At 60.7% G+C, this 23,918-nt stretch carries 20 protein-coding genes; 4 read left to right on the top strand and 16 right to left on the bottom strand.

Annotation, left to right across the window (positions count from 1 at the left end):
• Nucleotides 1-52 precede the first annotated feature (52 nt).
• Nucleotides 53-1,375: an NAD(P)/FAD-dependent oxidoreductase gene (locus tag BUA15_RS10850; RefSeq protein ID WP_072716016.1), complete on the top strand. Its 1,323-nt coding sequence runs from the start codon at nt 53-55 to the stop codon at nt 1,373-1,375.
• A gap of 119 nt (nt 1,376-1,494) precedes the next feature.
• Here the strand turns inward: BUA15_RS10850 and BUA15_RS10855 are convergent, their stop codons facing one another.
• From BUA15_RS10855 to uvrB, 7 genes are all read right to left on the bottom strand, one after another.
• Complete coding sequence (locus tag BUA15_RS10855; protein ID WP_072716017.1) at nt 1,495-2,109, bottom strand: YceI family protein; 615 nt, start codon at nt 2,107-2,109, stop codon at nt 1,495-1,497.
• A gap of 11 nt (nt 2,110-2,120) precedes the next feature.
• On the bottom strand, nt 2,121-2,837 hold the full coding sequence (locus tag BUA15_RS10860; RefSeq protein WP_072716018.1) for a hypothetical protein: 717 nt from the start codon (nt 2,835-2,837) through the stop codon (nt 2,121-2,123).
• Between the two features lie 7 nt (nt 2,838-2,844).
• Nucleotides 2,845-3,315 carry a QcrA and Rieske domain-containing protein gene (locus BUA15_RS10865; RefSeq protein WP_072716053.1) on the bottom strand — a complete coding sequence of 157 codons (471 nt, stop codon included), beginning with the start codon at nt 3,313-3,315 and terminating at the stop codon, nt 2,845-2,847.
• Nucleotides 3,316-3,403: 88 nt separating this feature from the next.
• Complete coding sequence (locus tag BUA15_RS10870; protein ID WP_245772016.1) at nt 3,404-6,187, bottom strand: carboxypeptidase regulatory-like domain-containing protein; 2,784 nt, start codon at nt 6,185-6,187, stop codon at nt 3,404-3,406.
• Complete coding sequence (locus BUA15_RS10875) at nt 6,124-7,068, bottom strand: FecR family protein (protein WP_072716019.1); 945 nt, start codon at nt 7,066-7,068, stop codon at nt 6,124-6,126. Before BUA15_RS10875 ends, BUA15_RS10870 begins: the two co-directional genes overlap by 64 nt.
• A complete protein-coding gene (locus tag BUA15_RS10880) occupies nt 7,065-7,619 on the bottom strand; it encodes an RNA polymerase sigma factor (protein WP_072716020.1) in 555 nt (184 codons plus the stop codon). Before BUA15_RS10880 ends, BUA15_RS10875 begins: the two co-directional genes overlap by 4 nt.
• Nucleotides 7,620-7,681: 62 nt before the next feature.
• Nucleotides 7,682-9,748 carry an excinuclease ABC subunit UvrB gene (gene uvrB, locus BUA15_RS10885; RefSeq protein WP_423815758.1) on the bottom strand — a complete coding sequence of 689 codons (2,067 nt, stop codon included), beginning with the start codon at nt 9,746-9,748 and terminating at the stop codon, nt 7,682-7,684.
• A 94-nt stretch (nt 9,749-9,842) separates the two neighbouring features.
• Between uvrB and BUA15_RS10890 the strand changes: the two genes are divergently transcribed.
• Nucleotides 9,843-11,552, top strand: a complete 1,710-nt coding sequence (locus BUA15_RS10890; protein WP_072716022.1) for an AAA family ATPase — start codon at nt 9,843-9,845, stop codon at nt 11,550-11,552.
• Between the two features lie 3 nt (nt 11,553-11,555).
• Complete coding sequence (locus BUA15_RS10895) at nt 11,556-13,208, top strand: DUF2357 domain-containing protein (RefSeq protein WP_072716023.1); 1,653 nt, start codon at nt 11,556-11,558, stop codon at nt 13,206-13,208.
• A gap of 292 nt (nt 13,209-13,500) precedes the next feature.
• On the opposite strand, the gene BUA15_RS10900 is transcribed toward BUA15_RS10895, so the two are convergent.
• The 6 genes from BUA15_RS10900 to BUA15_RS10925 form a co-directional block, all read right to left on the bottom strand.
• A complete protein-coding gene (locus BUA15_RS10900; RefSeq protein ID WP_084660583.1) occupies nt 13,501-14,718 on the bottom strand; it encodes a hypothetical protein in 1,218 nt (405 codons plus the stop codon).
• 106 nt (nt 14,719-14,824) lie between these two features.
• Nucleotides 14,825-16,333, bottom strand: a complete 1,509-nt coding sequence (locus tag BUA15_RS10905; RefSeq protein WP_072716056.1) for an MmgE/PrpD family protein — start codon at nt 16,331-16,333, stop codon at nt 14,825-14,827.
• Between the two features lie 80 nt (nt 16,334-16,413).
• Nucleotides 16,414-17,070 carry a uracil-DNA glycosylase gene (locus BUA15_RS10910; RefSeq protein WP_072716024.1) on the bottom strand — a complete coding sequence of 219 codons (657 nt, stop codon included), beginning with the start codon at nt 17,068-17,070 and terminating at the stop codon, nt 16,414-16,416.
• On the bottom strand, nt 17,067-17,885 hold the full coding sequence (locus BUA15_RS10915; protein ID WP_072716025.1) for an ion transporter: 819 nt from the start codon (nt 17,883-17,885) through the stop codon (nt 17,067-17,069). Before BUA15_RS10915 ends, BUA15_RS10910 begins: the two co-directional genes overlap by 4 nt.
• Complete coding sequence (locus BUA15_RS10920; protein ID WP_072716026.1) at nt 17,882-18,433, bottom strand: NUDIX hydrolase; 552 nt, start codon at nt 18,431-18,433, stop codon at nt 17,882-17,884. The genes BUA15_RS10915 and BUA15_RS10920 overlap by 4 nt, the downstream gene beginning before the upstream one ends.
• 2 nt (nt 18,434-18,435) lie before the next feature.
• Nucleotides 18,436-19,614 (bottom strand): ribosomal protein uL16 3-hydroxylase, encoded by a 1,179-nt coding sequence (locus tag BUA15_RS10925; RefSeq protein ID WP_072716027.1) that lies wholly within the window; start codon nt 19,612-19,614, stop codon nt 18,436-18,438.
• Nucleotides 19,615-19,701: 87 nt separating this feature from the next.
• Here BUA15_RS10925 and BUA15_RS10930 point away from each other — a divergent pair, with 87 nt between their 5' ends.
• Complete coding sequence (locus BUA15_RS10930; protein ID WP_072716028.1) at nt 19,702-21,285, top strand: amidohydrolase family protein; 1,584 nt, start codon at nt 19,702-19,704, stop codon at nt 21,283-21,285.
• Nucleotides 21,286-21,293: 8 nt separating this feature from the next.
• Here BUA15_RS10930 and BUA15_RS10935 read toward each other — a convergent pair whose 3' ends face one another.
• From BUA15_RS10935 to BUA15_RS10945, 3 genes are read right to left on the bottom strand one after another with little or no spacing between them, the layout of a single operon-like run.
• Nucleotides 21,294-21,944, bottom strand: coding sequence for an NUDIX hydrolase (locus tag BUA15_RS10935; RefSeq protein WP_245772018.1), 651 nt, complete (start codon nt 21,942-21,944; stop codon nt 21,294-21,296).
• Between the two features lie 35 nt (nt 21,945-21,979).
• Complete coding sequence (locus tag BUA15_RS10940; RefSeq protein ID WP_072716030.1) at nt 21,980-22,597, bottom strand: hypothetical protein; 618 nt, start codon at nt 22,595-22,597, stop codon at nt 21,980-21,982.
• A gap of 42 nt (nt 22,598-22,639) precedes the next feature.
• Nucleotides 22,640-23,863 carry a molybdopterin molybdotransferase MoeA gene (locus tag BUA15_RS10945; RefSeq protein WP_072716031.1) on the bottom strand — a complete coding sequence of 408 codons (1,224 nt, stop codon included), beginning with the start codon at nt 23,861-23,863 and terminating at the stop codon, nt 22,640-22,642.
• Nucleotides 23,864-23,918 lie beyond the last annotated feature (55 nt).

The following is a 23,918-nucleotide window of genomic DNA, read 5'->3' on the forward strand; positions in this document are numbered from 1 at the left end:
GTCGGTAAGCTTTTGCTTAAGAGTCTTTCCCTAAAAAAACACAGGGCGGCTTATGGCTCAGGACCGTCCACGGGTTGTGATTGTGGGCGCAGGTTTTGGGGGGCTGACGCTGGCCCGCGCGCTGCGCCGCGCGCCCGTCGAGGTCGTGCTGATCGATCGCCAGAACTACCACACGTTTCAGCCCCTGTTGTATCAGGTGGCTACCGCAGGTCTGGAACCCGAAGAAATTGCCCATGCAGTTCGGGGCATTTTCCAGAAACGTCGCAGCGTCCGGTTCGTGATGGGGACGGTGGTCGGGGTTGACTGGAACGCGTCAGCCGTACTGTTGGACGACGGCGACCGCATAGCGTTTGACTATCTGGTGCTGGCCGCCGGTGCTGTTACTAACTACTTCGGGATCGAAGGAGCTGCGGAATGCACGTTTCCGCTCAAAACGTTGGAGGACGCTATTGCGCTGCGCAGCCACATTATCCGACAGTTTGAGGAAGCCGACCGCCATCCCGAGCGCATCCGAGAGGGATTGCTCAATATTGTGGTGGTGGGGGGTGGCCCGACAGGCGTTGAGATGGCCGGCGCGCTGGTAGAATGGTTTGAGCTGGTCTTCCGCAAAGACTATCCCCATCTTCCAATGAACCGGGCGCGCGTACTGCTGGTCGAGGCGCTTGATACCGTGCTGGCTCCTTACGACGAGCGCCTGCAGCAATACGCTCGTCAGCAGCTTCGTCAGCGTGGAGTTGAGCTGCACCTGGGTGATCCGGTCGCTCGCGTTACCCCGGAAGCCGTTTATCTGCAGAGCGGCGAGCGCATCCCCACCCGTACGGTCATCTGGGCTGCGGGCGTGCGTGCCTGTCCGCTGGCCGACCGGCTGGGTCTACCGCAGACGCGCGGCGGCCGCATTGAAGTAGCTGCCGACCTGCGGGTACCGTGCCGTCCCAACGTATTTGTCATCGGCGATCTGGCCGCCAGCCGCGACGAAACGGGTCGCCTGCATCCCCAGATGGCACCGGTAGCCATTCAGGGCGCCCGGCATGTAGCCCGGCAAATCCAACGCCTGTTGCGTGGCCAGGAGACCGAACCGTTTCGCTATCGCCATCGTGGTAGCATGGCTACGATTGGCCGCCACGCGGCTGTAGCTGAGCTGAAAGGCGGCGTGCGCCTGACGGGTCCGCTAGCCTGGTTTGCCTGGCTGGCGCTGCACCTGGTGCAGCTTATTGGCTTCCGCAACCGACTGCAAGTGCTTATCAACTGGGCCTGGAACTACTTCACCTACGACCGAAGTGCCCGGCTCATTTTCCACATCCAGCCCATCTCTGTCAACGAGCTGCCGGAAATTAAATATGCAGAACTGGAAAACCCAGAGCATGACACGTCTTAGTCTTTACCGGCAGATCCTCCCGGGAAGACACCCGCAGCCCCAGGCTACCTCTGGCTCCGCTATTTCTAACGCCCCTCCTCAAGGGCTGCTGCTTCGCGTTACAGCTCGGAGCTGCCTATTCAATGAAGCGCTCCGCGTTGACTCACAGCGCTGTCGGGCAATGTGGCCCGGATTGTCCCTTCAAGATCAATTGTGTCGCGGATGGACCAGAGGAGGAGTTTAGGTCGTCGCACCTTGAATTGAGACAGGGCAATCGAAAACGTGCCGGTCGCCTCGAAGCGGTTGCCTTCGATCCGTACCGTAACCGGAATAGTAACCGGATGTGTCTGGCCATGAAAGGTCAGGTTGCCGCCCACGGTCCAGACACCTTCATAGCCCGCATCGGTGCGTTCCCAGCGCTGCACGGATATGGCGGTCGACTTAAAGCGCACGTCCGGGTAGCGATCCGCTTCGACCGCATCAAGCATGTTGGAGTCGCGGTTGCTGTTTCCGCTATCGAAGCTGGCTACCGGCACGCGGATCGTGATCGACGAACGAGCAGGATCATCCAGATCAAGCCGAAGCGTGCCATAGACCAGGCGACTGGTGCCCGTCCATCCATGCAACGGATGATGACCGTGGTACTGCAGCACACTTTCTGTGCTGTCGACCATTACGGTGACAGGCTGCGCGATTAGCTGCGCGCCTCCTGCCAGCCATCCTGCAAGTCCCAGAAGTAGCGTCAGGCGTCGCATATCGACCGTCGTCAGTAGGGAAGCAAAATGACCAGAAAAGCGGCCGTGTAGGCCCCGAACGTAAGGCGCCCAACCCAGCGATGGGTGCGAAGCCGACGTTCGTAGCTTGCTGGCGAGGGTGCCAGCCGAAGTCGCCGGCCCAGCCAGGGTTGAAGCATCATGCCGGTGAAATGGATCAGCGCCAGGGCTCGGTGTAGCTTGATTGAGCTAAAACCGGGCGTGTAGCGGCGGGCCGGAGGTGCCCCGAGCGACAGGCTGGCGGTAGTCAGATACAGCCCAAAGGTTACGTATCCCAGGGGCTGATGGATCGGCTGCAGCTTCTGATAGTAACGCGCCCGATCACTGGCCAGCACTTCTCCCAGAATGACCTGAGTCGTCAGCGCTGCAAACGTTACCAGCGCTAATCGTTGGTGCCACTGAAGCATCGTTCGGCGAATCTCCAATTCCCGCCGCCGCGTAGCCGGCGCCAGCCCCAGGATTCGAAGCAGTCCTTTCCGCCCCCAGAGCAACCGCGTGTTCAGCGGCATGCCTTCGGGCAGGCTGTCGGTAGGGCTTGGGGCAACCACGCGCCCGGAAGACATCTGCACAAGCTGCTCAAACGCTGAAGGCTGCGCGCGGGCCAAGAAGGCCCCGGGAGCCTGTTGCATCAGGCCAACGGGTGCCTGCAGTACCGGCTGCGCTCGAATCGCCGGCACAATCCAGAGAATTACGATCCAGCCATATCGCATGCCGCTTCTACCTTTTTGTAATGCGGACGATATTCCCGTTCCGTTCCACGGTGTACTCCGGCAATGGCGAAGAGGCCGGCCCGCGCACTACCTGGCCGTCGGTGTCAAACTGAGAACCGTGGCACCAGCAGGTAAACAGGTTGTTCTGAAAATCCCGAATCTCACAGCCCTGGTGGGTACAGATGGCTGAAAAAGCCCGAATCGTACCGTTCACATTCACTACGAGCATATCGGCGGCATCGATGTGAAGAAACCCGCCTGGCTCAGCCACCCGTCTGGCCACCGAACCGGTCAGGTCAAGCGTGACCACGTTGCCTTCGATGGTGATGCCGGTTTCTTCGCCAGGCGGATTGCCTCGGTCTGGATCGCTCTCCATACCTCCGGTATCGCAGCCGACCAGCGAAAAAACCACCGTGCCCAGCGACAGGCTGCCCGCCCATCGCAGAAACTCTCGACGCGAACACTTCTCAGGCTTCATGGCGCTCATCATTTGTCCCATTCCTGTCCTGCTTCTTTTTGGTTTTTATAACAGCACCTGACAGCGATTGAATGCCTACCGACCGGTCTCAGTACCCTACCTGCATGGTCAGCAGCCACTGACGACCGGGCAGATAGCGATCAATAGGTTCTGGCGCAACCGGGTCTGCCATCATCAGGCTTCGATCATACACCTCTCGGCGATCAAGCACATTGCGGACTAAGAGTTGCACTTGAAAGAGAGCTCTGCGGAACCGCCCGCGCCACGACAGTCCCAGATCCAGCCGATAGCGACCGGGCAACCGATGCCGTTCGGGCTGGTCCAGGTTGTAGCCGCCAATGAGTGGGCTCCCGGTGTAGCGCAGGTAATCATAGTACAGGCGGCGAAAAGCCCAGCGCCGGCCCCAACTGGCCTGCCAGCTTCCAGAGAAGATCAGGCTGGCTGGAAGGTGGAAGGAGAAGTCCAGGCGAAGACGGTGCGGTTCGTTCCAGGGTGCAGGATGCCGCCGAAGCGTCCCGCGGCTGTCGGGATAAGCCCGCCAGGTGCGGTCGTAGCTGTAACTCAGGGCGATTCGCTCACGCGTTCTCTGATACCGAAGCCGCAGACTCAGCCCCCGTGCCATCCCCTGAGTATGTCGCAGAAAAGCACGCTGCTTGAGGGGGAGAGCCCGGGAATTCGGACGAGAGACGGGGAGACGGACCAGCAGTCCTGGATAATCGACAATCAGCAGGTGGGGTTGTCCTTTGTGATAAAGGACAGCGTCTATGCGCCAGACGTCCTTCTGCGTTAGCAAAAGCTCACCGGTTAGATGGTAGGCCCAGGAAGGGGCAACCGTACCATCGGAGGGTAGCCAGAAAAGCACCGACGGCACAATGGCTGTAGCGCCAACGCTGGTCAGTTCGAACTGGTTAACGAACTGGCGGTACAGCCCACCGGACAGCCGCATAGCCACGGAGAAAGGACCGAGCTGCGCGTCTCGACGCATGGTGAGCCGCGGCTCGGCGTAGACCGTTGCCCGCGCAGGTAGCCAGGTCAGCCGTATGCCCGGCTCAACGCTCAAGCTCTCTTTGAGCCTCCACGTAGCCGTCAGATAAGCAGCAGGCTGCCAGACTGTGATGCGATGACGAAACGGCGCGACCAACACGTTGCCCAGCCGAAAATGAGCCTGCACCTGCTCCAGCAGAACGCCTCCTTCCAGTTGCCAGCGCGACGACAGGCTGTAGTGCAGCGTAGTAGCCAGCGCCAGCTCTCGGATAGCGTTGCGCTCAGACGTGCCGGGCGCGTCGTCCAGCGCTGCCCGCAATCGCACCTCAAGTGCTTCCCAGGCAACCGGATCGTCGCTCGGAGCTGAGCCCTCACGCGCGCGATACCGGTACGTGGACGCGTGCCAGCTTCCTCGAAGCCCCAGGCTTAGCAGAGCGCGAGCACCCAGCAATCGATCATAGCGGAACCGAAATGCCTGGTTGAGCCAGCGATAGGTATCCTGCGTCAGGATCAGCCGCGCCGAATCAGCGTGCGCAGCCGCATAGCGGGTCTGCTGGTCCGCTTCCAGACGGTTTGTTCCCTGATAAAGGGTAACATGCAGGGTCTGAAACGGATCGATCTGCATGCGGCCGGCCGCGTGCAGATCGGAAAATGCGGCTCGGGGCTCCCAGTGATAGGCCTGCAATCCTTCGCGGGTGATGGCCTCTCCCAGCCAGCGAGCCGCCATAAAGGGATCCATTGAATTCCACTGGCGGAGCAACATGCGCAGGCCAGGCTCCTGATAAAGTCCCCAGATGCTGCGGCGCACAGCTACCAGAGCCGCTGCGTTTTGATAGCGCCCTCGAATTCGAGCATTAGCTGCCAGCGGATCAACGCGAACTCCGAGGTCAAGCGGCCCCGGCACGCTCAGGTCATGCTCCAGCTCGATGAGCCCTGCTAGCTGACTGCCCAGCGCCACCCCATAGCCTGCTCGATGAACTGTTAAGCGTCCAATAGCCAGCGGGCTGAAGGCGCTCAGATAACGTCCCAGGCTGACAGGGTTGCGCACGGGCATACCGTCAAGCAATGTCAGGTGCTCGCCGCTATCGCCACCCTGCAGGTGCAGCTCGGCCAGGGGGTGCGGTACCTGGATGCCCGGCAAGCGCCCGATCATTTGTAGCAAATCGCCGGCTGCGTCGTGCTGGAGCTGACCGGCATTCAGATCCTCTTGCCCCAGATCTGCCGAAAGCGGCCGGCGGGTCAGTCCATCAATTACAATGGGTGGAGCTTCCAGCAGCGTAGGTTCCAACGCAATGCGCACATGCACCGGCCTACCGGGCTCTATCCGGACGCTGTCCACGCGGGGACGATACCCTACATAGGAAACGACCAGTCGGTGCGGACCGGCCAACAAGCCGCTCAAGGTGAACAGACCGGCTTCGTTCGTAACGGTGCCCGTACCTGCATCCGCCAGCAACACGTGAGCGAAGGGCAGCGGTGCGCCTGTAGTGCCGTCAACAACCTGTCCGGTCAGCAGCCCCAGTCGGGGAGGCAATTCTCGCGCTGCCAGTATCACATAAGCACCTGATGAGGAGCGAACAAAGTCGAGGCCTGTTCCAGCCAGCAGGCAGCGCAACAGTTGTTCGACCGGCGCCTCTCGGAGCGCGCAGGAAACCGTCTGACCCCGGACCAGCTCGGTTGGATAAACCAGGTTAATGCGCGCCGTGCGCGCCAGCGTCTCAAGTGCTGCTTGCAGGGGTGCGTCGCGAACGACCAGCGTAAATCGCCCACCCTCCTGCGCCACCGTTATCCCGGCGCTTCCGAACAACAGGCTTCCCGCAATCACTAACGCGCGGACGCCGGCTCGGCCTCGACAACAAACCCGCGACTGATGCGTCGGTAGTGGCATGGCAGGGTCAGGCAAAGATCTTGAAGGATAGCTTGCGGGCGAGCCTGCTGCTGATACAGGACGGTCACGCGCCGGTCAAGCGGCAGCGGACCTGCTATTTCGATGCGGAGATTGAACGTCCGTTCCAACTCGCGCAGCACAGCGCTTACGGGCTCGTCGATCACCACAAACCCGCCATGTTGCCACGCCAGCACCTGCTCAGGGGGCAGATGTTCTGGTACAGGTGCTGTTTCTGTTCGAATGCGCACGCTCTGACCTGGCGTCTCAAGCACCAGCGAGCGGACCGGGGTTCGGGTTGGACGCACGCGCACCCGTCCTTCCAGCAGGGTAACACGGGTTTCACGGGTTTCTGGCCAGGCTCGCACGTTGAAGCGCGTGCCCAGCACTTCTATGCGCGCCTGCGCTGTCTCCACAGCCAGAGGATCTCCCGGCGCCACCTCAAACAGCGCTTCGCCTGTTAACCGAACCTGACGCGGCGGCATCCAGGGCAAAGCCAGGGTATATTGCAGGCGTGAGCCAGCGCGCAGGGTAATGGTAGCTCTGTCGCCTAACGAGATGGTCTGGATCGTACCTGGCGGCACGGTCAGCGTGCGCTCTCGGAACAGCACATACGCACCGATTAGCCCTAGCAAGATTCCCACAGCTACCGGCCATCGAGGACGGCGCTGCCGATAAGCGGGTCGGGCCGGACGCGGCGTTCGGGCTAGCTGGACAGCCAGTTCCTCCCAGGCCGCGTTGGTGGAAGGAGCCTTTTCAACGGGCGGTTCCAGCATGCCCAACCGATCCCAGAGCGCCTGAATCTGCTGACGCACCTCCGGGCTTCGTTCCTGCAGGGCTTCCTCCAGCTCCCGGGGCAATCGGTGTGCGGAACGTTCGTTCATGGCATTAGCGCAAGCGCCTGAAGTCGCCGGCGAAGCGTCTCCAGCGCCCGCAACATATGGTTGTTAACGGTACGGGGGGAAATACCCATTACCTGAGCGATCTCTCGATGACTTAACCCATGCCACCGGCTGAGCACCAGGGCCTCCCGCTGACGTTCAGGCAACTCGTTCAGCCAGCGGGCCAGCAGGTCTTCCAGTTGCCTCGACTCCAGGTGAGCATCCGGCGACAACGACTCGACAGAAAGCCCTTTTGGCAGATGCTCGGCACGCTTACGAGCGCGGCGGCGCTCGTCGCGCAAATAGCGTAACGCCCGATTGCGGGCCATGCGATAGAGATAGGGCCGCAACGGCTGCTTCGGATCGAGCGAGGTCCGCCGCAACCATAAGTCCAGAAATACATCTTGTACCAGGTCGTGCGCCACCGTAGCATCCTCCACAATGGCGCAGACGTAGCGCAGGAGCGGATCCCGCATGCGGCGGAACAGCCCTTCCAGTGCCGTACGGTCCGAAGCACGCAACCGCTGGCAAAGCGTCTGCAGGTCGTCGATCACCGAAGACCTCTGAATGCAGTAGGCATTGCTGCTTTCTACAGTACCCGAAACGCGCGTCGTGCCTACTCGGCCCGGGACGGGTGCACTTCCAGTTCACGTTCAAGCGCCAGAATGGTGTCGCGCAGCTCGGCCGCCCGTTCGAACTCCAGATTTTCGGCGGCTTCAAGCATTTCTCGCCGAAGCTGCTCGATCAGTTCGCGCTTTTGAGCAGGCGTCAGGTCTTTCAACACCGGATCGACCACAAGCGGTGGTTTCCCGGGCGCTTCGTAGCGTGGCGAGTCAACCAGCGGTCGATACTTTTCCTCCGCCACAATGGTACTCCGCAAAATTTCTTCGCGCGACTTGTACACGGTGCGCGGCTTAATCCCGTGCTTGCGGTTGTATTCGAGCTGAATGGCGCGGCGACGATTCGTTTCATCAATCATGCGCTGCATGGCCTCCGTGATTCGATCGGCATACAGCAGGATCTTTCCGTTGGCGTTGCGGGCTGCCCGACCAGCCGTCTGAATCAGCGAGCGCTCTGAACGCAGAAAGCCTTCTTTGTCGGCGTCCAGAATGGCCACCAGCGACACTTCCGGAAGGTCGAGTCCTTCGCGCAACAGGTTGACGCCCACGAGCACGTCAAAGTCACCGAGTCGAAGGCCACGCAGCAGGTCCACCCGCTCGAGCGCGTCAATCTCGGAGTGCAGGTAGCGCACGCGCACGCCGAAGCGGTCCAGGTACTCGGCCAGATCTTCCGCCATGCGCTTGGTCAACGTGGTTACCAGCGCCCGCTCACCTCGCGCGACAACCTGGCGGATCTCTTCCAGCAGATCATCGATCTGGCCTTTGGTAGGCCGCACCTCAACCTCTGGATCCGGAATACCGGTGGGCCGGATGATCTGCTCGACCACTACACCGCCACATTTTTCCAGCTCGTAATCGCCTGGCGTAGCACTCACAAAGATTACCTGATGATGCAGCGCTTCAAACTCCTCGAAGGTCAACGGCCGGTTATCGAGCGCCGAAGGTAGCCGAAAGCCATGTTCGACAAGCGTCAGCTTACGGGCACGGTCGCCGTTGTACATGGCGCGCACCTGTGGAATTGTGACATGGCTCTCATCAATGATGAGGAGGTAATCTTCCGGGAAATAGTCGAACAGGCAGTAAGGCCGCTCCCCGGGCGCCCGTCCCGACAGGTGCCGGCTATAGTTCTCAATGCCCGAGCAATAGCCAACCTCCCGCAGCATTTCGATGTCGAAACGGGTGCGCTGCTCCAGCCGCTGAGCTTCCAGCAACTTCCCTTCAGCCCGTAGCACCGCCAGCCGCCAGCGCAGCTCCTCTTCGATTGACGCAATTGCTCGCTCCAGTCGATCTCTCGGCGTTACAAAGATCTTCGCCGGATAAATGGTAATTGCCGCCTCTTCAGCGCCCAGCTCACCGGTTATAGGATCCAGACGGGCAATGCGATCAATCTCGTCTCCCCAGAATTCAATCCGAAAGGCACTTTCTTCGGCATAGGCTGGAAAGATATCTACTACATCTCCCCGCACGCGGAACGTACCCGGTTTGAAGTCCACATCGTTGCGCGTGTAGTAAATGTTGACCAGCCGCCGCAGCAACTCGTTGCGCTCAATCTGCTGGCCGACATGCAGGGGAACAATCTGCTCCCGGTACTCATCGGGCGAGCCGATTCCGTAAATGCAGGAGACCGACGCTACGACGATCACATCACGCCGGCCTGAAACAAGGGCACTGGTTGCTCGCAACCGCAACCGATCAATGCGTTCGTTAATGGCCAGGTCCTTCTCGATATAGGTGTCGGTGGCTGGAATGTACGCCTCGGGCTGATAGTAGTCGTAGTACGAGATGAAAAACTCGACGGCATTGTGGGGGAAAAACTGCTTGAACTCCCCATAGAGCTGAGCCGCAAGCGTCTTATTGGGACTCATTACCAGCGTAGGCCGCTGCACATTCTGGATGACGTGCGCCAGCGTGAACGTCTTGCCCGTACCGGTAGCGCCCAGCAACGTCTGGTATTTGTCTCCGCGCAGAATGCCTTCGGTCAACTCTGCAATTGCCCGGGGCTGGTCGCCTGTCGGCTCAAACGGCGCAACCAGCTTGAATTTTTGATCTTCGCCTCTGCCCATCATCTTACCCTCTTGATTTACTGCATTTTCTCAAGAACCGGAAGTTCTGCCAGAAGTTGCGTTTTCGGCCCGATCAGCGTGTATATTGCGCGCGATGGCCGAAGCAGTCGCTACATACCGCGTTCGCAACGGACACGCCTGGCTCTGGGCTATTCCCCCCCAGCATTATCCTGCTTTTTTGCAGACGAGCACGTTCGCCGTGCACCGAGTAGGACGGGCCGCACTGCATCGCCTCCGCCCGGGCGATCGGATCTTTGCCTACCTCTCGGGCTCCAAAGTCCTGGTGGGGTTGTTCGAAGTTACAGGCGAGCCGTTTGAAGACCACACGCCCCTTGTACCGGGCGTGGCCTATCCGCACCGGGTGCGGGTGCGACCGCTGGTAGTACTCTCTGAAGAAGCCTGGATTCCTTTTGAGGCCTTTGCCGACAAGCTGGAAGTGGTGCGCCACTACGCTGACTTTCGGTCGGTTGTGCAGCAGGTGTTGCATCCCCTGCCGCGGGTGGATGAAAAGGTGCTGGAGTTTCTCATTCGGGCGCGAGCAGCCGATCTGGAACGCGCCATGTCGGCGCTGGAGGAACTGCGCCGTCTGCAGGCCGAGCGCCTGACACCGGGCGTTCGCGAAAAGCGCGTCCGTTACCAGGCCACACCGTTTGATCGGGCTGCCGCCCTTGAAACACTTTTTGCTTACCTGGAGCAGCGTGGCTTTATCTATGCCCCCTGGATCGTTGCTGCCTACGTGACGGCGCTGCGCACCAAGCCCCTGGTCATTCTGGCAGGCCCAACCGGCACGGGCAAGTCAAAGCTCCCCGTGCTGGTGGCTGAAGCAACCGGTGGAATAGCCCGGCTCATCCCTGTGCGTCCTGACTGGGCCGACAGCACCGAACTGCTGGGCTATGTGGATCTGCAGGGACGCTTTCGTCCGGGCCCGCTGCTGCGCCTCATGCGAGAGGCCCAGCAGCAGCGCGAACGGTTCTTTGTTGGGGTGCTGGACGAACTCAACCTGGCGCGTCCGGAGCAGTACCTGGCGGAAGCGCTCAGCCGTATCGAAGACCGACAGCCCCTACCCGAAGGGGGATGGACCACGGCACCCCTTTTACAACTATCACTTGCCCCGGCTGATCAGGGATGGGCGCGCGTGGCCTGGCCGGCCAACGTTGCCCTGGTGGGTACCGTGAACGTGGACGAAACCACGCACGGCTTCAGCCGCAAGGTGATTGATCGCGCCTTCACGCTGGAACTGACCGAGATTGATCTGAAGGCAATCCCTTCCTCAGACGCCTCCGCTGAACCCACTCTCTGGCCAGTGACGGCCTGGCTGCCTCGGGCGTTACGGCTGGCTGAGCTGCCAACAGTATCGGATGCCGAGCAAAAACTTTTGCAGCGCGTGCTGGAAACGCTTCAGACGCTCAACCGCTGGCTCCGGCCCGCCGGTTTTCCTATCGCCTACCGCACGCGTGACGAAGTGGCCCTCTTTGTGCTGCACGCTGCGGAAACGCCCGAAATGTTCCGGACGCGCACAGGTCAGCCGGTCGATCCGCTGGACCTGGCACTCTGGATGAAGGTGCTCCCCCGGCTGCAGGGCAGCTCCCCTGCCCTGCGCCGGGCGCTCCGCGCCCTGCTGGGCTGGGCCGCCACTGGCGTGCCGACCACCCGCGACGAAGAGCTCCGAACATTGCTTGAGACGTGGATTACGGCCGACTACCCGGATCGCTGGCCGGAGGCCCCTTTTCCCATGACGGCCGCCCGCCTGGCGCACATGTGGCTCCGGCTCGAGAGTGAAGGTTTTGCTTCGTTCTGGGAATAACCCATGCGCTACTTCACGATTGAAACCAGCCGAATACGCCTGACCTGGGAGGGCCCGCGACCGCAATTCCCCCGCCCTCCTCTGGTCGTTGAAGCGCAGACGCTTGACGCCAACGCACCGCCTGCGCTGCATTGCGGCACAGAGGCGCCGGGCATCACCGAGCAGACGCGCTATCGGTTGCTGCTGGAAAGCCGGGACGGAAACCCGGTCACCTTACGCCATGCCAACCCCTCCTTTCTGCGTGACCTCCATGCGCTTGAGCAGGGCCGTCTCTGGCATGGCTCGCTGCATTTTGGCACCTATGCGGGCCGCACCGCCTTCATCGTGTGGCACGATGGCCGCCCGCACCTCCGGCTGGAACTGGAAATCTTTCCCACCCGCCTGAGCTATCGGTCCGACTACGAAGCCATGCTGGCCGATCTGGAAACGTGGACCGTCGAGCCAGCGCTGCGCTTCGGGTCGGGCGTCTGGCAGCATGGTCGGCTGCGCACCGGACCACCGGACCATCCGCCAGGCTGGATAGCGCGCCTTGCGGCGACGCTCCGTGCGTTAGAACGCGCTTTCCGGCGCATTGCGCAGCGGCCGCTGACGGAGGTGCAGTGGCTCCGCCAATGGCAACCGCTGGAGGCAATCTGCCATCCGGATGCCGCGCTGCGGCGGGCGGTGCAGACCGGCAGCGGCCAGGGACCAGAAGTTCGCCTGGCGGGACGACCGGCCCATCGCATCCAGCAAGCAGCGCGAGCCGTCGTGACCACCGACACGCCGGAACATCGATGGCTTGCCTGGCAGCTCAACCAGGCGCTTCGCCAGGTGCAACAACTGACCGACCGCCTGACCCGCTCGCATGCTCTCGCCCGGACACGCCGGCAGATCCTCCGCGACCTGACCGCTCGGCTGGAGGCCCTTCAGCAACAGCTGCCTCCGGCTACGCTTCCCCTTCTTCCGCCGCCTCCAACGCCCCGCCTGCTCCGCGCCGAAGGCTATCGCCAGGCCTATCGAATCTTCCGATGGCTACAGCTTCGGCTGTCGCTCCTGAACGGACTGCTGGCATTTGAAGTCGGACAGATCCATACGCTCTACGAATACTGGTGTTACCTGACGCTGGTCCGACTGCTGAGTCGGCAGAGCCGGTGCCCTCTTCCCTTATTTCGATTGTTTACCCTCTCGGAGGATGGGCTACAGGTGCGTCCGATTTGCAGCCGTCCCCTGTGGTTTGCTCTGCCGGATGGCAGCCGCCTCCGCCTGATCTATAACCCGCGCTGGGGCGCCCGCTCCCTGCTTGTCCCCCAGCAACCCGACCTGCTGCTATCCCGCTTTCGGCCCGGCCACCCCCCTGTGCATTATGTGCTTGACGCGAAGTACCGGCTCGACGCTTCGCCAGCCTATGTGCGCCGCTATGGCGTGCCCGGTCCACCAATGGATGCCCTGAACGACCTGCACCGCTACCGCGACGCGCTTTCCTCCTACTTTACCCGCCACGATGGGGGCACCGTGGCCCAGGCGCTGGCCCTCTATCCGTACCGCGACGGCCCAGCCGGCTGTTTTGCCGAAAGCCGCCTGGCCCGCGCCCTCTCCGAAGACGGCGTCGGTGCGCTTCCGCTCCTGCCTGGCGCTACGGAACACCTGGAAGCCTGGCTGCAAAAAATTACAGCATAGCGCGCCCCGCCTCTGTCCCCATCCAACACCTCTGCCGCCTGCCAGGCATCCAGAGAGGCCATATCTGATCTCGCAGGCACCGGAATCAACCCCATCGAAGCGCTTCGGAGATTTTGCCCCACCAGCCCTCCCCGATTAGCCCATCAGATCAGTTTCTGCAGAACATCTTTCCCGTTCATTCCAGATAACGCTCCAACAGTAGCGACGTCAGGACACGATACGCCGCTCGGTATTTCCCCATTCGAATCACTTGCATGGAGCGGCCCGGTCCCCTGCATCGGCTTCCGGAGATCTAAGGCCTGTTTACACACCGAGCGGCATCCAGCGGCATCAGGTAGGCTGCGCCCGGTGCGGATTCGCGGGGTACGCCAACGAGGGCCCGATCGCCGTGCAGGCTGAGCGCCGCGCCGAAGGCCTTTTCGCCGGGATCAATGCGGCGCCAGAAGCACCAGCGGTCGGCTGTCCGTACGAACACGTACACCACCCGATCTACGTTGAAGTCGAGCCCGAGCTGCTCATCGAAACCCGAGACAAGTGCCCGGCGGCCGTCAAAGGCCAGCACGGCCCCGAAGCCGCCGTTCGGGTAGGGTTGGGGGGGATCAAGGGTCCCGATAAGCTCCCAGCGTCCATCCGGCCGGCGGCGATAGTGCCGGACGCGTCCGCCATTGTGGCGCCCACCCAGCCGCTCGCCCACCAGCAGCTCGCCCCCGGCCAGAGCCAGCGCCGGATTGAAGTCCCGGATTCCTGTCAGCGTGGTATCGTGCTGCCAGCGGCCGTTACGGCGGACAAACAGGAGCACGGCACTTGGACGATCGTAGCGATACGAGGGCGCGGCCAACGCCACCGTGTTTCCGGAAAGAGCGACGGCCCCGCCCGGCCAGGGGTCCTGCGGGCGGCGGGTGATGGTCAGGGTAGCTTCCAGTTCCCAGCGTTCGTCGGTATGCTGCACAAACACATAAGCAGCGCCTGGCCGTTTTCGATCTGGATCGCCCCAGGTGCTGACCACAGCGCGTAGTCCTTCGAGAGCTACAGCAGCCCCAAAGGCTCCTGTGCGTGTGTCGGGTGCAGTCAGACGCGCTACCTGCTGCCACATGCCATTGGGCCGCCGCACAAATACATAGGCGGCATCAGTCTGCTCTGTGCGGTAGGGTTGTCCGGCTGCGGCCACTAAAATCCGGTTACTGTCCAGCGCCACGACTCGACCAAAGTAGCGGCCAGGCGCACAGTCGTCGGGCTGTAGCACAGCCTCCAGGCGCCACGTCTCCTCCTGGCGATGATAGACGTATACCGCACCCGACGCAGGACCGCATCCATGCACCCCTCCAGCTCCAACCACCGCGCGGTCTGGTCCCAGCGCCACAGCCGCTCCAAAGGCATTGTTTACCAACGTATCAGGCACCGGCAGCGGCCACAGGGGTACCAACTGGGCCTGGGCGGGCCCTCCTAAAGCCAGCCCCAGCAGCAACCACCAGGCGCTGGACCACCCCCACTGCACATCTGTCAGCCGCATAAGTGCTCTGGTTTAAAAATCTGGCCGCCTCTTGCTTGAGACGGCCAGGGTTTGAGCCAGATTCCCGGAAGCCTTCTGGGCCCCAGTCAATGGGGCTCGTCCCTGCTTAGAAAATTCCCCGGTGGTCGCGCTCAGCGTGGGTAAGCCAGGTACGAGGTACCACCACGTTAAGGTCCAGCACTTCCTCGGGCGTCAGTTCGGGCAGGCGTTCTACCAGCCTCAGGAAACGGTCGCGCTCCGCCCGTTCAATAATCGACTCCGTAAGCGTGTCAAACTTCCGGATGTAGTCTGGGCGACGGAACGGCCGCGCGCCGTTCGGATGCGCATTGGCCACGGCAATCTCGTCGACCAGCGTGCGGCCATCGTTAAAGAGGATCTCCACGCGGCCTCCAAACGCCTTCTGGGAGGGGTCCGGATGGTGGTAGCGGGCCGTCCACTCCGGATCTTCCACGGTCCGAATTTTTCGCCAGAGCCGCACCGTGTCGGGTCGCCGCGCCCGCTCCGGCGCATAGCTGCGTTCATGATGCCAGGTGCCGTCCTGCAATGCCACCGCAAAAATGTACATGATGCTGTGGTCGAGCGTCTCTCGACTGGCCTCTGGGTCGTATTTCTGCGGATCGCCCGAGCCGGAACCGATCACGTAGTGCGTGTGGTGGCTGGTGTGGATAACGATTTCTTTGATCTGCTCAAAGTCGTCAATCTTCTCTCGCATGCGGAAGGCCAGGTCGATCAGCGCCTGCGCCTGGTATTCGGCTGAATGTTCTTTGGTGTAGGATTCCAGGATCTGACGGCGCGGTTCACCCGGTTCAGGCAGCCAGACCTCATAGACCGCTTCGGGGCCGTCGAGCATCCAGGCGATCACGCTGTCTTCTCCCTCGTAGATGGGTGAAGGCGACGTCTCGCCGCGCATCGCCCGGTCGATCGCCTCCACCGCCTGCTTTCCTGCAAAAGCGGGCGCATAGGCCTTCCAGCTTGAAATTTCCCCTTTGCGCGACTGGCGCGTCTGAAACGAAACGTGCACTGCCTGCTGCACGGCCTGATAGATGACCTCGGTGGGAAGTCCCAGCAACGCCCCGATCCCTACCGTGGCGGCCGGAGCCAGGTGCGCGATATGGTCTTTCTTGTGCTTGTGCAGACAGATAGCTTTCACCAGGCTGATGTGCACCTCGTAGGCAGCCAGGATCCCCCGCAGTACGTCGACGCCCCGCCGTCCTGTCTGCTGAGCCACTGCCAGAATGGGCGGAATATTGTCGGCAGGATGCGAATAGTCGGCGGCCAGGAACGTGTCGTGAAAATCCAGCTCGCGCACGGCCACGCCATTGGCCCAGGCAGCCCACTCACAACTGAAGCGTTGCGTTGAGGGCAGGCCAAACAGCGTAGCCCCGCCGGGATTCGGATGCGCCAGCGCCTGCGTGCGGGCGTTAGCGACCGGCTGTCGGTTCAGCGCAGCCACTGCAACGGCCGCGTTGTCGATTATTCGATTGATGACCATTTCGGCCGCTTCCTCGTCGATGGGCGCTTCGTCGGTTGCCACCCGGGCCAGTTTCCACGCCAGTTGCTCTTCGCGTGGCAAACGCTCCTTTGATGGATAAACGCGAACGATATGCTTCTGCATGAGCACCCCCAGGTTGTTTTGCTGCATGAGGAATCAAACTAAAATCTGCCCGTGCAAAATGCTACGACCGGGCGAACACTTCACAGGGCCTCCAGCAGAGCTCGCACCCCCACTTCAAACTGGCGGGCACCTCCCTGCGATGGATGACGCACGTACGTGCAGGGAACACCCAAAAGGTGCAACGCAAACTCCGCCTTGCGTCCAACTGCGATCACTTGTCTGGGACAGAGGGCCTCGACAATAGCAGCTACCAGCGGTAGCCAGTCGCGCACCTCACGCTGCGTAGGCGTGCGAATCGAAAGGGGTTTCCCTGGCCGATGTGGATGAAGCGGTACCGCGCTCCAGGTGAAAAAACGCGGAAAGTAGGGATGCATTACGCGCCAGTAGATGCGCGCGCTGTATTCGCGATGAGGACGTCCGGCCTGGCCCGATGCTTCTCCATGCAGCGGAAAAGCCGGGTCCAGCAACTGAGCCTCGCTCGTAAGCGGCACCCCGGAAAACCGACATCCCCAGGGTCCGGGCGCCTCGGCCAGCAGAAAGACCGGTGGAGGAGCCTCGTAAGCAGCAAGATATCGCCACAGGTTGCGCCGCCGGATCGCTGGCGCGTCAGGGCAGTCCAGCTCAGGATGGCGATCGCGATACGGATTGAACAAGCGATCCGTCGATGATGCCGAAAACAGCCGCGCCTCAAATGCAGACCAGATCGTCCGTAGCGGAGAAATCAAGTTTTTTCTCATAAGGCACTCCCACAGTATTTGCAAAATTTCGCGTCCGGATCGTGTCCTTCGGCGCCGCATCCCGGACAGGCCTGCCCGGACACGCGTCGCTCTACACGCGACAGCTCTACCGTCACGATACCGGTTGGCACGGCAATGATCCCATAGCCAATCACCATGATAATTGCTGCCAGTGCCTGCCCCAGGGTGGTCTTAGGGGCAATATCGCCATAGCCAACGGTGGTAAGCGTCACAATAGCCCAGTATACGCTACGAGGAATGCTGGTGAAGCCATGCGCGGGCCCTTCAATCAGATACATGAGCGACCCTAGAATAACCACCAACGTGAGCACCGTAAACACAAATACCGTGATTTTGCGACGGCTGGCTCGCAACGCCTGCATGAGCAGCGACGCTTCGTTGAGGTAGGCCACCAGCTTCAACACGCGAAAGACGCGCAACACGCGGAGCAGGCGAATGACCAAGAGGTACTGCGCCCCAGGTAGTAATACGCTCAGGTAGGTTGGTAGCACTGCCAGAAGATCTACCATGCCGAAAAAACTTCGCGCATAGCGAAGCGGCCGATCCACACAGTACAGGCGCAATCCGTACTCGACGGTGAACAGTACCGTGAAAATCCATTCTGCCGCCCGCAGGGCAGTGCCCCAACGCATACGTACCGACTCGACGCTTTCCAGCATCACCGCCATCACGCTCAATAAAATGAGCGCGATCAGCGCCACGTCGAACGCTTTGCCCGCCGGCGTATCCGACTCAAAGATGATTTCATGCAACCGATCGCGCAACGGATGGCGTCGCCGCACTGGCCGCCTCATGACGGTCCGCCCGTTCGATGTTCGTACAGGTAGAAAGCGGCTACCACCAACGCATGGTCGATTTCGCCTCGCCGGATACGTTCCGGAATTTCCGAAGGACTGAGCAGCACGACATCAATTTCTTCGGCATCGTCAAGCTGCTGAGGACCGACCGGCCGAGCATTCTCGGCCAGAAATGTATGGCAACGGTTGGTCAGAATGGCGGGATTGGGGGCCACGGCTCCCAGATAGACAAAGCGTTCGGCCGCATAGCCAGTCTCTTCGCGCAACTCGCGCCGGGCAGCTTCCAGCGGCGAAGCATCCTCTGGATCTACTGCTCCTCCGGGAATCTCCAGAGAGACGGCTTCGGTACCATAGCGGTACTGCCGCACAAAGACAATCTGGCCTTCTGGCGTGATCGGAATCACATTGACCCAGTCAACAGCCTCCAGCAAGTAGAAATCGTAGGGACGGCGAGCGCGAGGCAATTGCACCTGTTCACGCCAGATGCGAAACACCTTGTAATCAGCCAGAACCTCGCGATGCAGACGCTTCCACGGACCAGGCATACTCAGTGCCTCCGAGCTGGTAGGAACGACAGGATGCCGGAATGGATAAGCGTCTGCAAGAGTTCCAGAAAGTCTGTCCGCTCCAGCCAGGGCTGAAGCGTCCTGGCCGTTAGCGGCTGACAGCCGGTCAGCAGCGGGGCTGCCTCGGCTAATTCAGGGGGTAGTTCATACGCTTCACCCGAAGCAAACAGGGTAGCCGAACCATCTTCATGACGCACATAAGCCAGCTCGGGGATTGCGTTGCGCCGCAAGGCTGCCCCCTGTTGCAGACGCCGACGAATCTGTTGGATCGAGACAGGTCGTGCAGGAGGCTCCGGGACCAGCCCACGCCGGGGTTCGGTTATGATGCATCCAAACCACCGAGCCAGGCGAGCGCGATCGTCGATCAACTTCCGTAGTAAGGTATGAACCTGATCAATGACCTCGGCCGTGATTTCCCCCGGGTCAACAGCAGGCGTTAAGCCAGGGTCGGCATATCGGAGTCCTCTGTCCAGCCACGCAGTCAGGCGCGGCATCGCCTCGGCCAGCTCGGCCTGATCAGGCGCCCGAAACCCTATGGAAAAGGTCATGCAATCCCCCAGTGCGACGCCATAATGGGGAATGCGGGGCGGCAGATAGAGCACGTCGCCGGGCTCCAAGATCCATTCCGCATCCGGTTCAAAGTGCGCCAGCAAACGCACTTCCACTCCTGGTACCAGCTCCTCCCGATCTACCGGCTGATGGTTGATCTGCCAGCGCCGACGCCCCCAGGCCTGCACCAGGAATACGTCATAATTGTCGATATGCGCCCCAACCGTTCCCCCATCGGGCGCATAGCTGACCATGACGTCATCCAGCCGCCAGTTGGGAATGAAACGCACCGTCTCAAGCAGAGCAGCCACCTCCGGCACCAGTCGGTCAACCTCCTGCACCAGCAAGGTCCAGTGCGTAGGCGGCAACGCAGCAAAATCTTTGGGCTCAAAAGGACCGTAGCGCACCTCCCAGGGATGCGCCCCTCCTTTTTCCAGAATAAGCCGAGCCGTTACTCCCTCCTCACAGGCCAGGCCAGCCAGCTCTTCAGGGGTAATAGGCGACCGAAACCCGGGCAATCCCTGCCGAATCAGAAGCGGCCGCTTCTGCCAGTAATCTGCCAGAAACTGGGCCGGTGAAAGCGTACCCAGCAAGGTCTCCGGTAAACGCATAGCTTTCCCGTTTGCATGAAATTCCTGAAAGATCTAACATAAGAGCGCATGGGAAAAATTTCTGGTTCACCTTTAAAGCTTCATGCCATGAAACGCTTCCTGACCGGTCTGCTCCTGATTTTGCTGGGAAGCAACGCATCGTTTTCGCTGGCGCAACCCCGCTCCATCCCTCCTGCTCCGGACCGTCGTCCGGATGAGGGCATGGGACCATTTGAACGGCTGATTATCCGGGGCGCCATCCTGATCGATGGCACGGGCGCCCCACCTATTGGCCCGGTAGATATCGTGATCGAAAAGAACCGCATCAAAGAAATTGTGCGGGTGGGCTATCCGGGCGTGCCTATCGAGGAAGAACGGCGCCCCGGCAATGCCACCTACGAGCTGGATGCTCACGGCATGTATGTACTCCCCGGATTTATCGACTTGCATGCGCACATCGGAGGCGTTGCGCAGGGCACGCCGGCGGAGTACGTATTCAAGCTCTGGATGGCCCACGGCATTACCACCATTCGAGATCCAGGCTCCGGTAATGGACTAGCATGGACGCTGGAACACAAGCGGCGCAGCGCGGAAAATCGCATTGTCGCTCCGCGCATTTACGCGTACGTCCGCTTTGGTCAGGGTGCCAAAACTCCTCTGACCACCCCTGAAGCAGCCCGGGCCTGGGTACGTCAGGTAGCACAACAAGGCGCAGACGGGCTCAAGCTACCCGCCCTGCCCCCCGAAATCATGGCTGCTACCATTGACGAAGCCCGCAAGCTGGGCCTGCGCACCGCCGCTCATCTGGATCAGATGGGCGTAGCCCGCATGGATGCGCTAGACGCCGCCCGGCTGGGCCTCACCACCCTGGAACACTGGTACGGCCTGCCCGAAGCTCTCTTTGTCGACCGGACCGTACAGGACTTTCCGGTAGACTATAACTACCAGAACGAACAACACCGCTTTGGACAGGCTGGCCGACTCTGGCTCCAGGCCGCTCCGCCAGGAAGCCCGAAATGGAAAGAAGTCATGGAGGAGTTTCTGCGGCTGGATTTCACCTTCTGCCCCACGCTAACCATCTATGAAGCCAGCCGCGATCTGATGCGGGCCATGCGCGCCGAATGGCACGATCGCTACACGCTGCCCTCGCTCTGGAAATTCTTCCAGCCTAACCGTAAAGCTCATGGATCCTACTGGTTCTACTGGACGACTGCTGATGAAATCGCCTGGAAACGCAACTATCAGCGGTGGATGCAGTGGCTGAATGAATACAAAAACCGTGGGGGACGTGTCGTCACGGGTTCGGACTCTGGCTTCATCTTTAAGCTCTATGGCTTTGGCTACATCCGAGAATTAGAACTGCTGCAAGAAGCCGGATTTCATCCCCTGGAAGTGATCCGATCGGCCACGCTCTACGGCGCCGAAGCGCTGGGCAATCCGGAAATCGGACAGGTAGCGCCTGGCAAACTGGCCGATCTGATCATTGTGGCCGAAAACCCGCTGGAAAACTTCAAGGTGCTCTATGGCACCGGCTGGATTCGGGTAAATGAACGGAATGAAGTAGAACGCACCCGAGGCATCCTCTACACAATCAAAGATGGAATCATCTACGATGCCAAACAACTGCTGGCCGATGTCGCCCGCATGGTAGAGGAAGCCAAACGCCAGGAAGCTACCTCCCAGAATCCCTGACCAGGACCTCAGGTGTAGCTGCGCAGGCGCTCCAGCAATGCCTGGAGGGTGGGATAGGTTACCCGACGGAGCGCTTCCTCCAGCGGAAACCAGCGAACTTCCTGAATGGCTTCCGTTTCTTGTGGCGTGAACGTCACAGCCGTGGTTTCCATCAAGAACCACCAGGTAGGCTTGACCGCGTAATATCCATCAAGGGGATAAGCATGCACCGTGCGCCCTAACGGTGCCCGGAGCCGCAGCGTCACAGGCGTAACGCCTAATTCCTCACTCACTTCTCGAAGCGCACAGGCTTCGGGCGTCTCTCCCGGCTCACACTTCCCTTTAGGCAAATCCCAGCATCCTCGCCGGTGAATGAGGAGCACTTCTGGCGTCTCTCTTCTGCGCTGCACAACACCACCGGCAGCCGGCACCGTGACCGGGGGCCGATAGGGTGTCCTGTTGCGAATTGCTGAAGCCGGTAAGGGTTGTCGCAAACGCCAGCCTTCTCCGTCAAAGCTGGCTGCTCCCGGTGGTACCTCAATGACCCACAACTGACCGTCCAGGCAGCATGCTGAAGCCTGCTCCGGGGTCTCCCAGAGCCGAATGCCTTCTGGCAACACCTCGGGTAGGCTGGCCGATGCCAGGCATACGACAAATACCTGAGGAGCAGTATCCGACAAAAGCAGAGCGCCTTTACTTTCCACGTTACTTTTCCTTACAGACGAAAGGAAAGCCCCAGGCCACCTATTATCAACGGGGATTCCTCCCCATCAAGAGGAGCATAAAGCGTAAGTTCCGGCCGAATGCTTAACTGCTCTCCCAGCCGTCCTCCAATTGTTATTCCCAGCAGGGATCCAGTGCCCACTTTGTCCGAGTCGGTCGTTCCCATGGTCACCAGAATCATTCGGGTGCCCACAAACAGCCGAGGCGAGCCAATCCAGACAGCCGGATAAAGACCAACCGTGGTAAAAGATCGACTATTGAACTCCAGGGCATAATAGGAAACTCCCATACCGACAGCCACAAGCGGCCGGGTGGGAATTAGCTGATACTTTCCTTCTACCATGAGGGCTCCAATAACTATCCCTTTTACTGCAATAAATCCGGTCGTGCGCGCGCCCACCTCGAGCCGTGGAGCAACTCCTTTGCGTCCGTATAGCTCGAATACTCCCAGACTTCCCTCTCCCTCTTTCAATGTCCCTCCTCCCAAAATCCCCATTCCTACCTCAGTTCTTCCTTCAGGCAACACGTCAGGCCCTTGAAATACACCCAGCGAAATGCAGCCAGAGAGCCACAGTGCCAGGCCTGTCAACGCGATAACAGTACGGTTCATGGCAAGAATAAGTCTGGTAAGTGGTTTAACCCAAACGCCAGGTCACGGTCCTATCGTCCACGGCAGCCATTCAATCTGGACTTCAAGGCCCGCCGGTGCTTCTTCCAGCGCCTCCGGTAAATGAATCAGGCAGTTGGCCCGGACCATCGAGTGGTACAGGTTAGATCCCTGAGGACCCGTATCGCGCACGTGCAGACGTCCGTCTGCGCCGGCGCGGACTATGCCTCGCGTGAAGAAATGCAGGCCAGCCTTCTTGGGAGTCGGTGCTTCCAGAATCGCTGGAAATCGCGGCCGCAATACCTCCTGTTGCCCTTGCATGCGGCGAAGTGCCGGCACCACATACTGATCGAAGCAGAGCGCCGACGAGACCGGGTTGCCGGGCAGGCCAAAGACGGGCTTCCCCTCCAGCAGACCAAAAGCCATGGGCTTGCCCGGTCGCTGCCGGATCTTCCAGAAAAGCCACTGCGTGCCCCGAGCGTCAAGTACCTGCCGAACCAGATCGTACGCTCCTACCGAAACTCCTCCCGAAAACACCAGCACATCTGCCTCCAGCGCCTGCTCGATCGCCTGTTCTAAAGCACTGTGTTCGTCAGGTACGCGCTGGCGCACCACGACCTCTGCACCCACCCATTGCGCCTGCGCTGCCAGGCCGGGTCCGGCTGAATCTCGAATGTGTCCGGGCAAGAGGGACTGTCCGGGATCAATCAGCTCACTGCCGGTCGCCACAATCGCTACCCGAGGCCGGCGAAACACAGGCACTTCAGCCACACCTAGCGTAGCCAGCATGGCAACCACAGGGGGCGTAATGCGCTGACCTACTTCAAAAAATCGCTCACCGGCCTGCACGTCCTGCCCGGCAGGACGAATATTTTCACCTGCGGTCGGCGCCTGAAGGATACGCACCGTCCCATCTTCGCTGGCCTCTGTCCACTCTACAGGTACTACCGCCTCAGCCCAATTCGGAACCGGGGCCCCCGTCATGATCCGGATGCACGCGCCGGCAGGAATTTCCTCCGGGGGCAACTGCCCCGCTCCTACCTCCGCAACTACGCGCAACGAAACAGGTGCAGCGTGCACGTCAGCCAGCCGCACCGCATAGCCATCCATAGCTGCGTTGGGAAACGGTGGAATGTCGTCCTGGCTGACAATCGCTTCTGCCAGCCAGCGTCCCAGTGCCTCGGCCAAAGGTACGCGTTCGACCGGCAACCGGCCGACCTGCGCCAGAATCAGGCTTCGGGCCTCTTCGACCGAGATAAATTCGCGCATTTTTTTGGTGGGAATTTGGAAAAAATCAGATCTTTTCCTGCAAGATACAACCAAC

Source organism: Rhodothermus profundi (assembly GCF_900142415.1).
Lineage (GTDB): Bacteria > Bacteroidota > Rhodothermia > Rhodothermales > Rhodothermaceae > Rhodothermus > Rhodothermus profundi.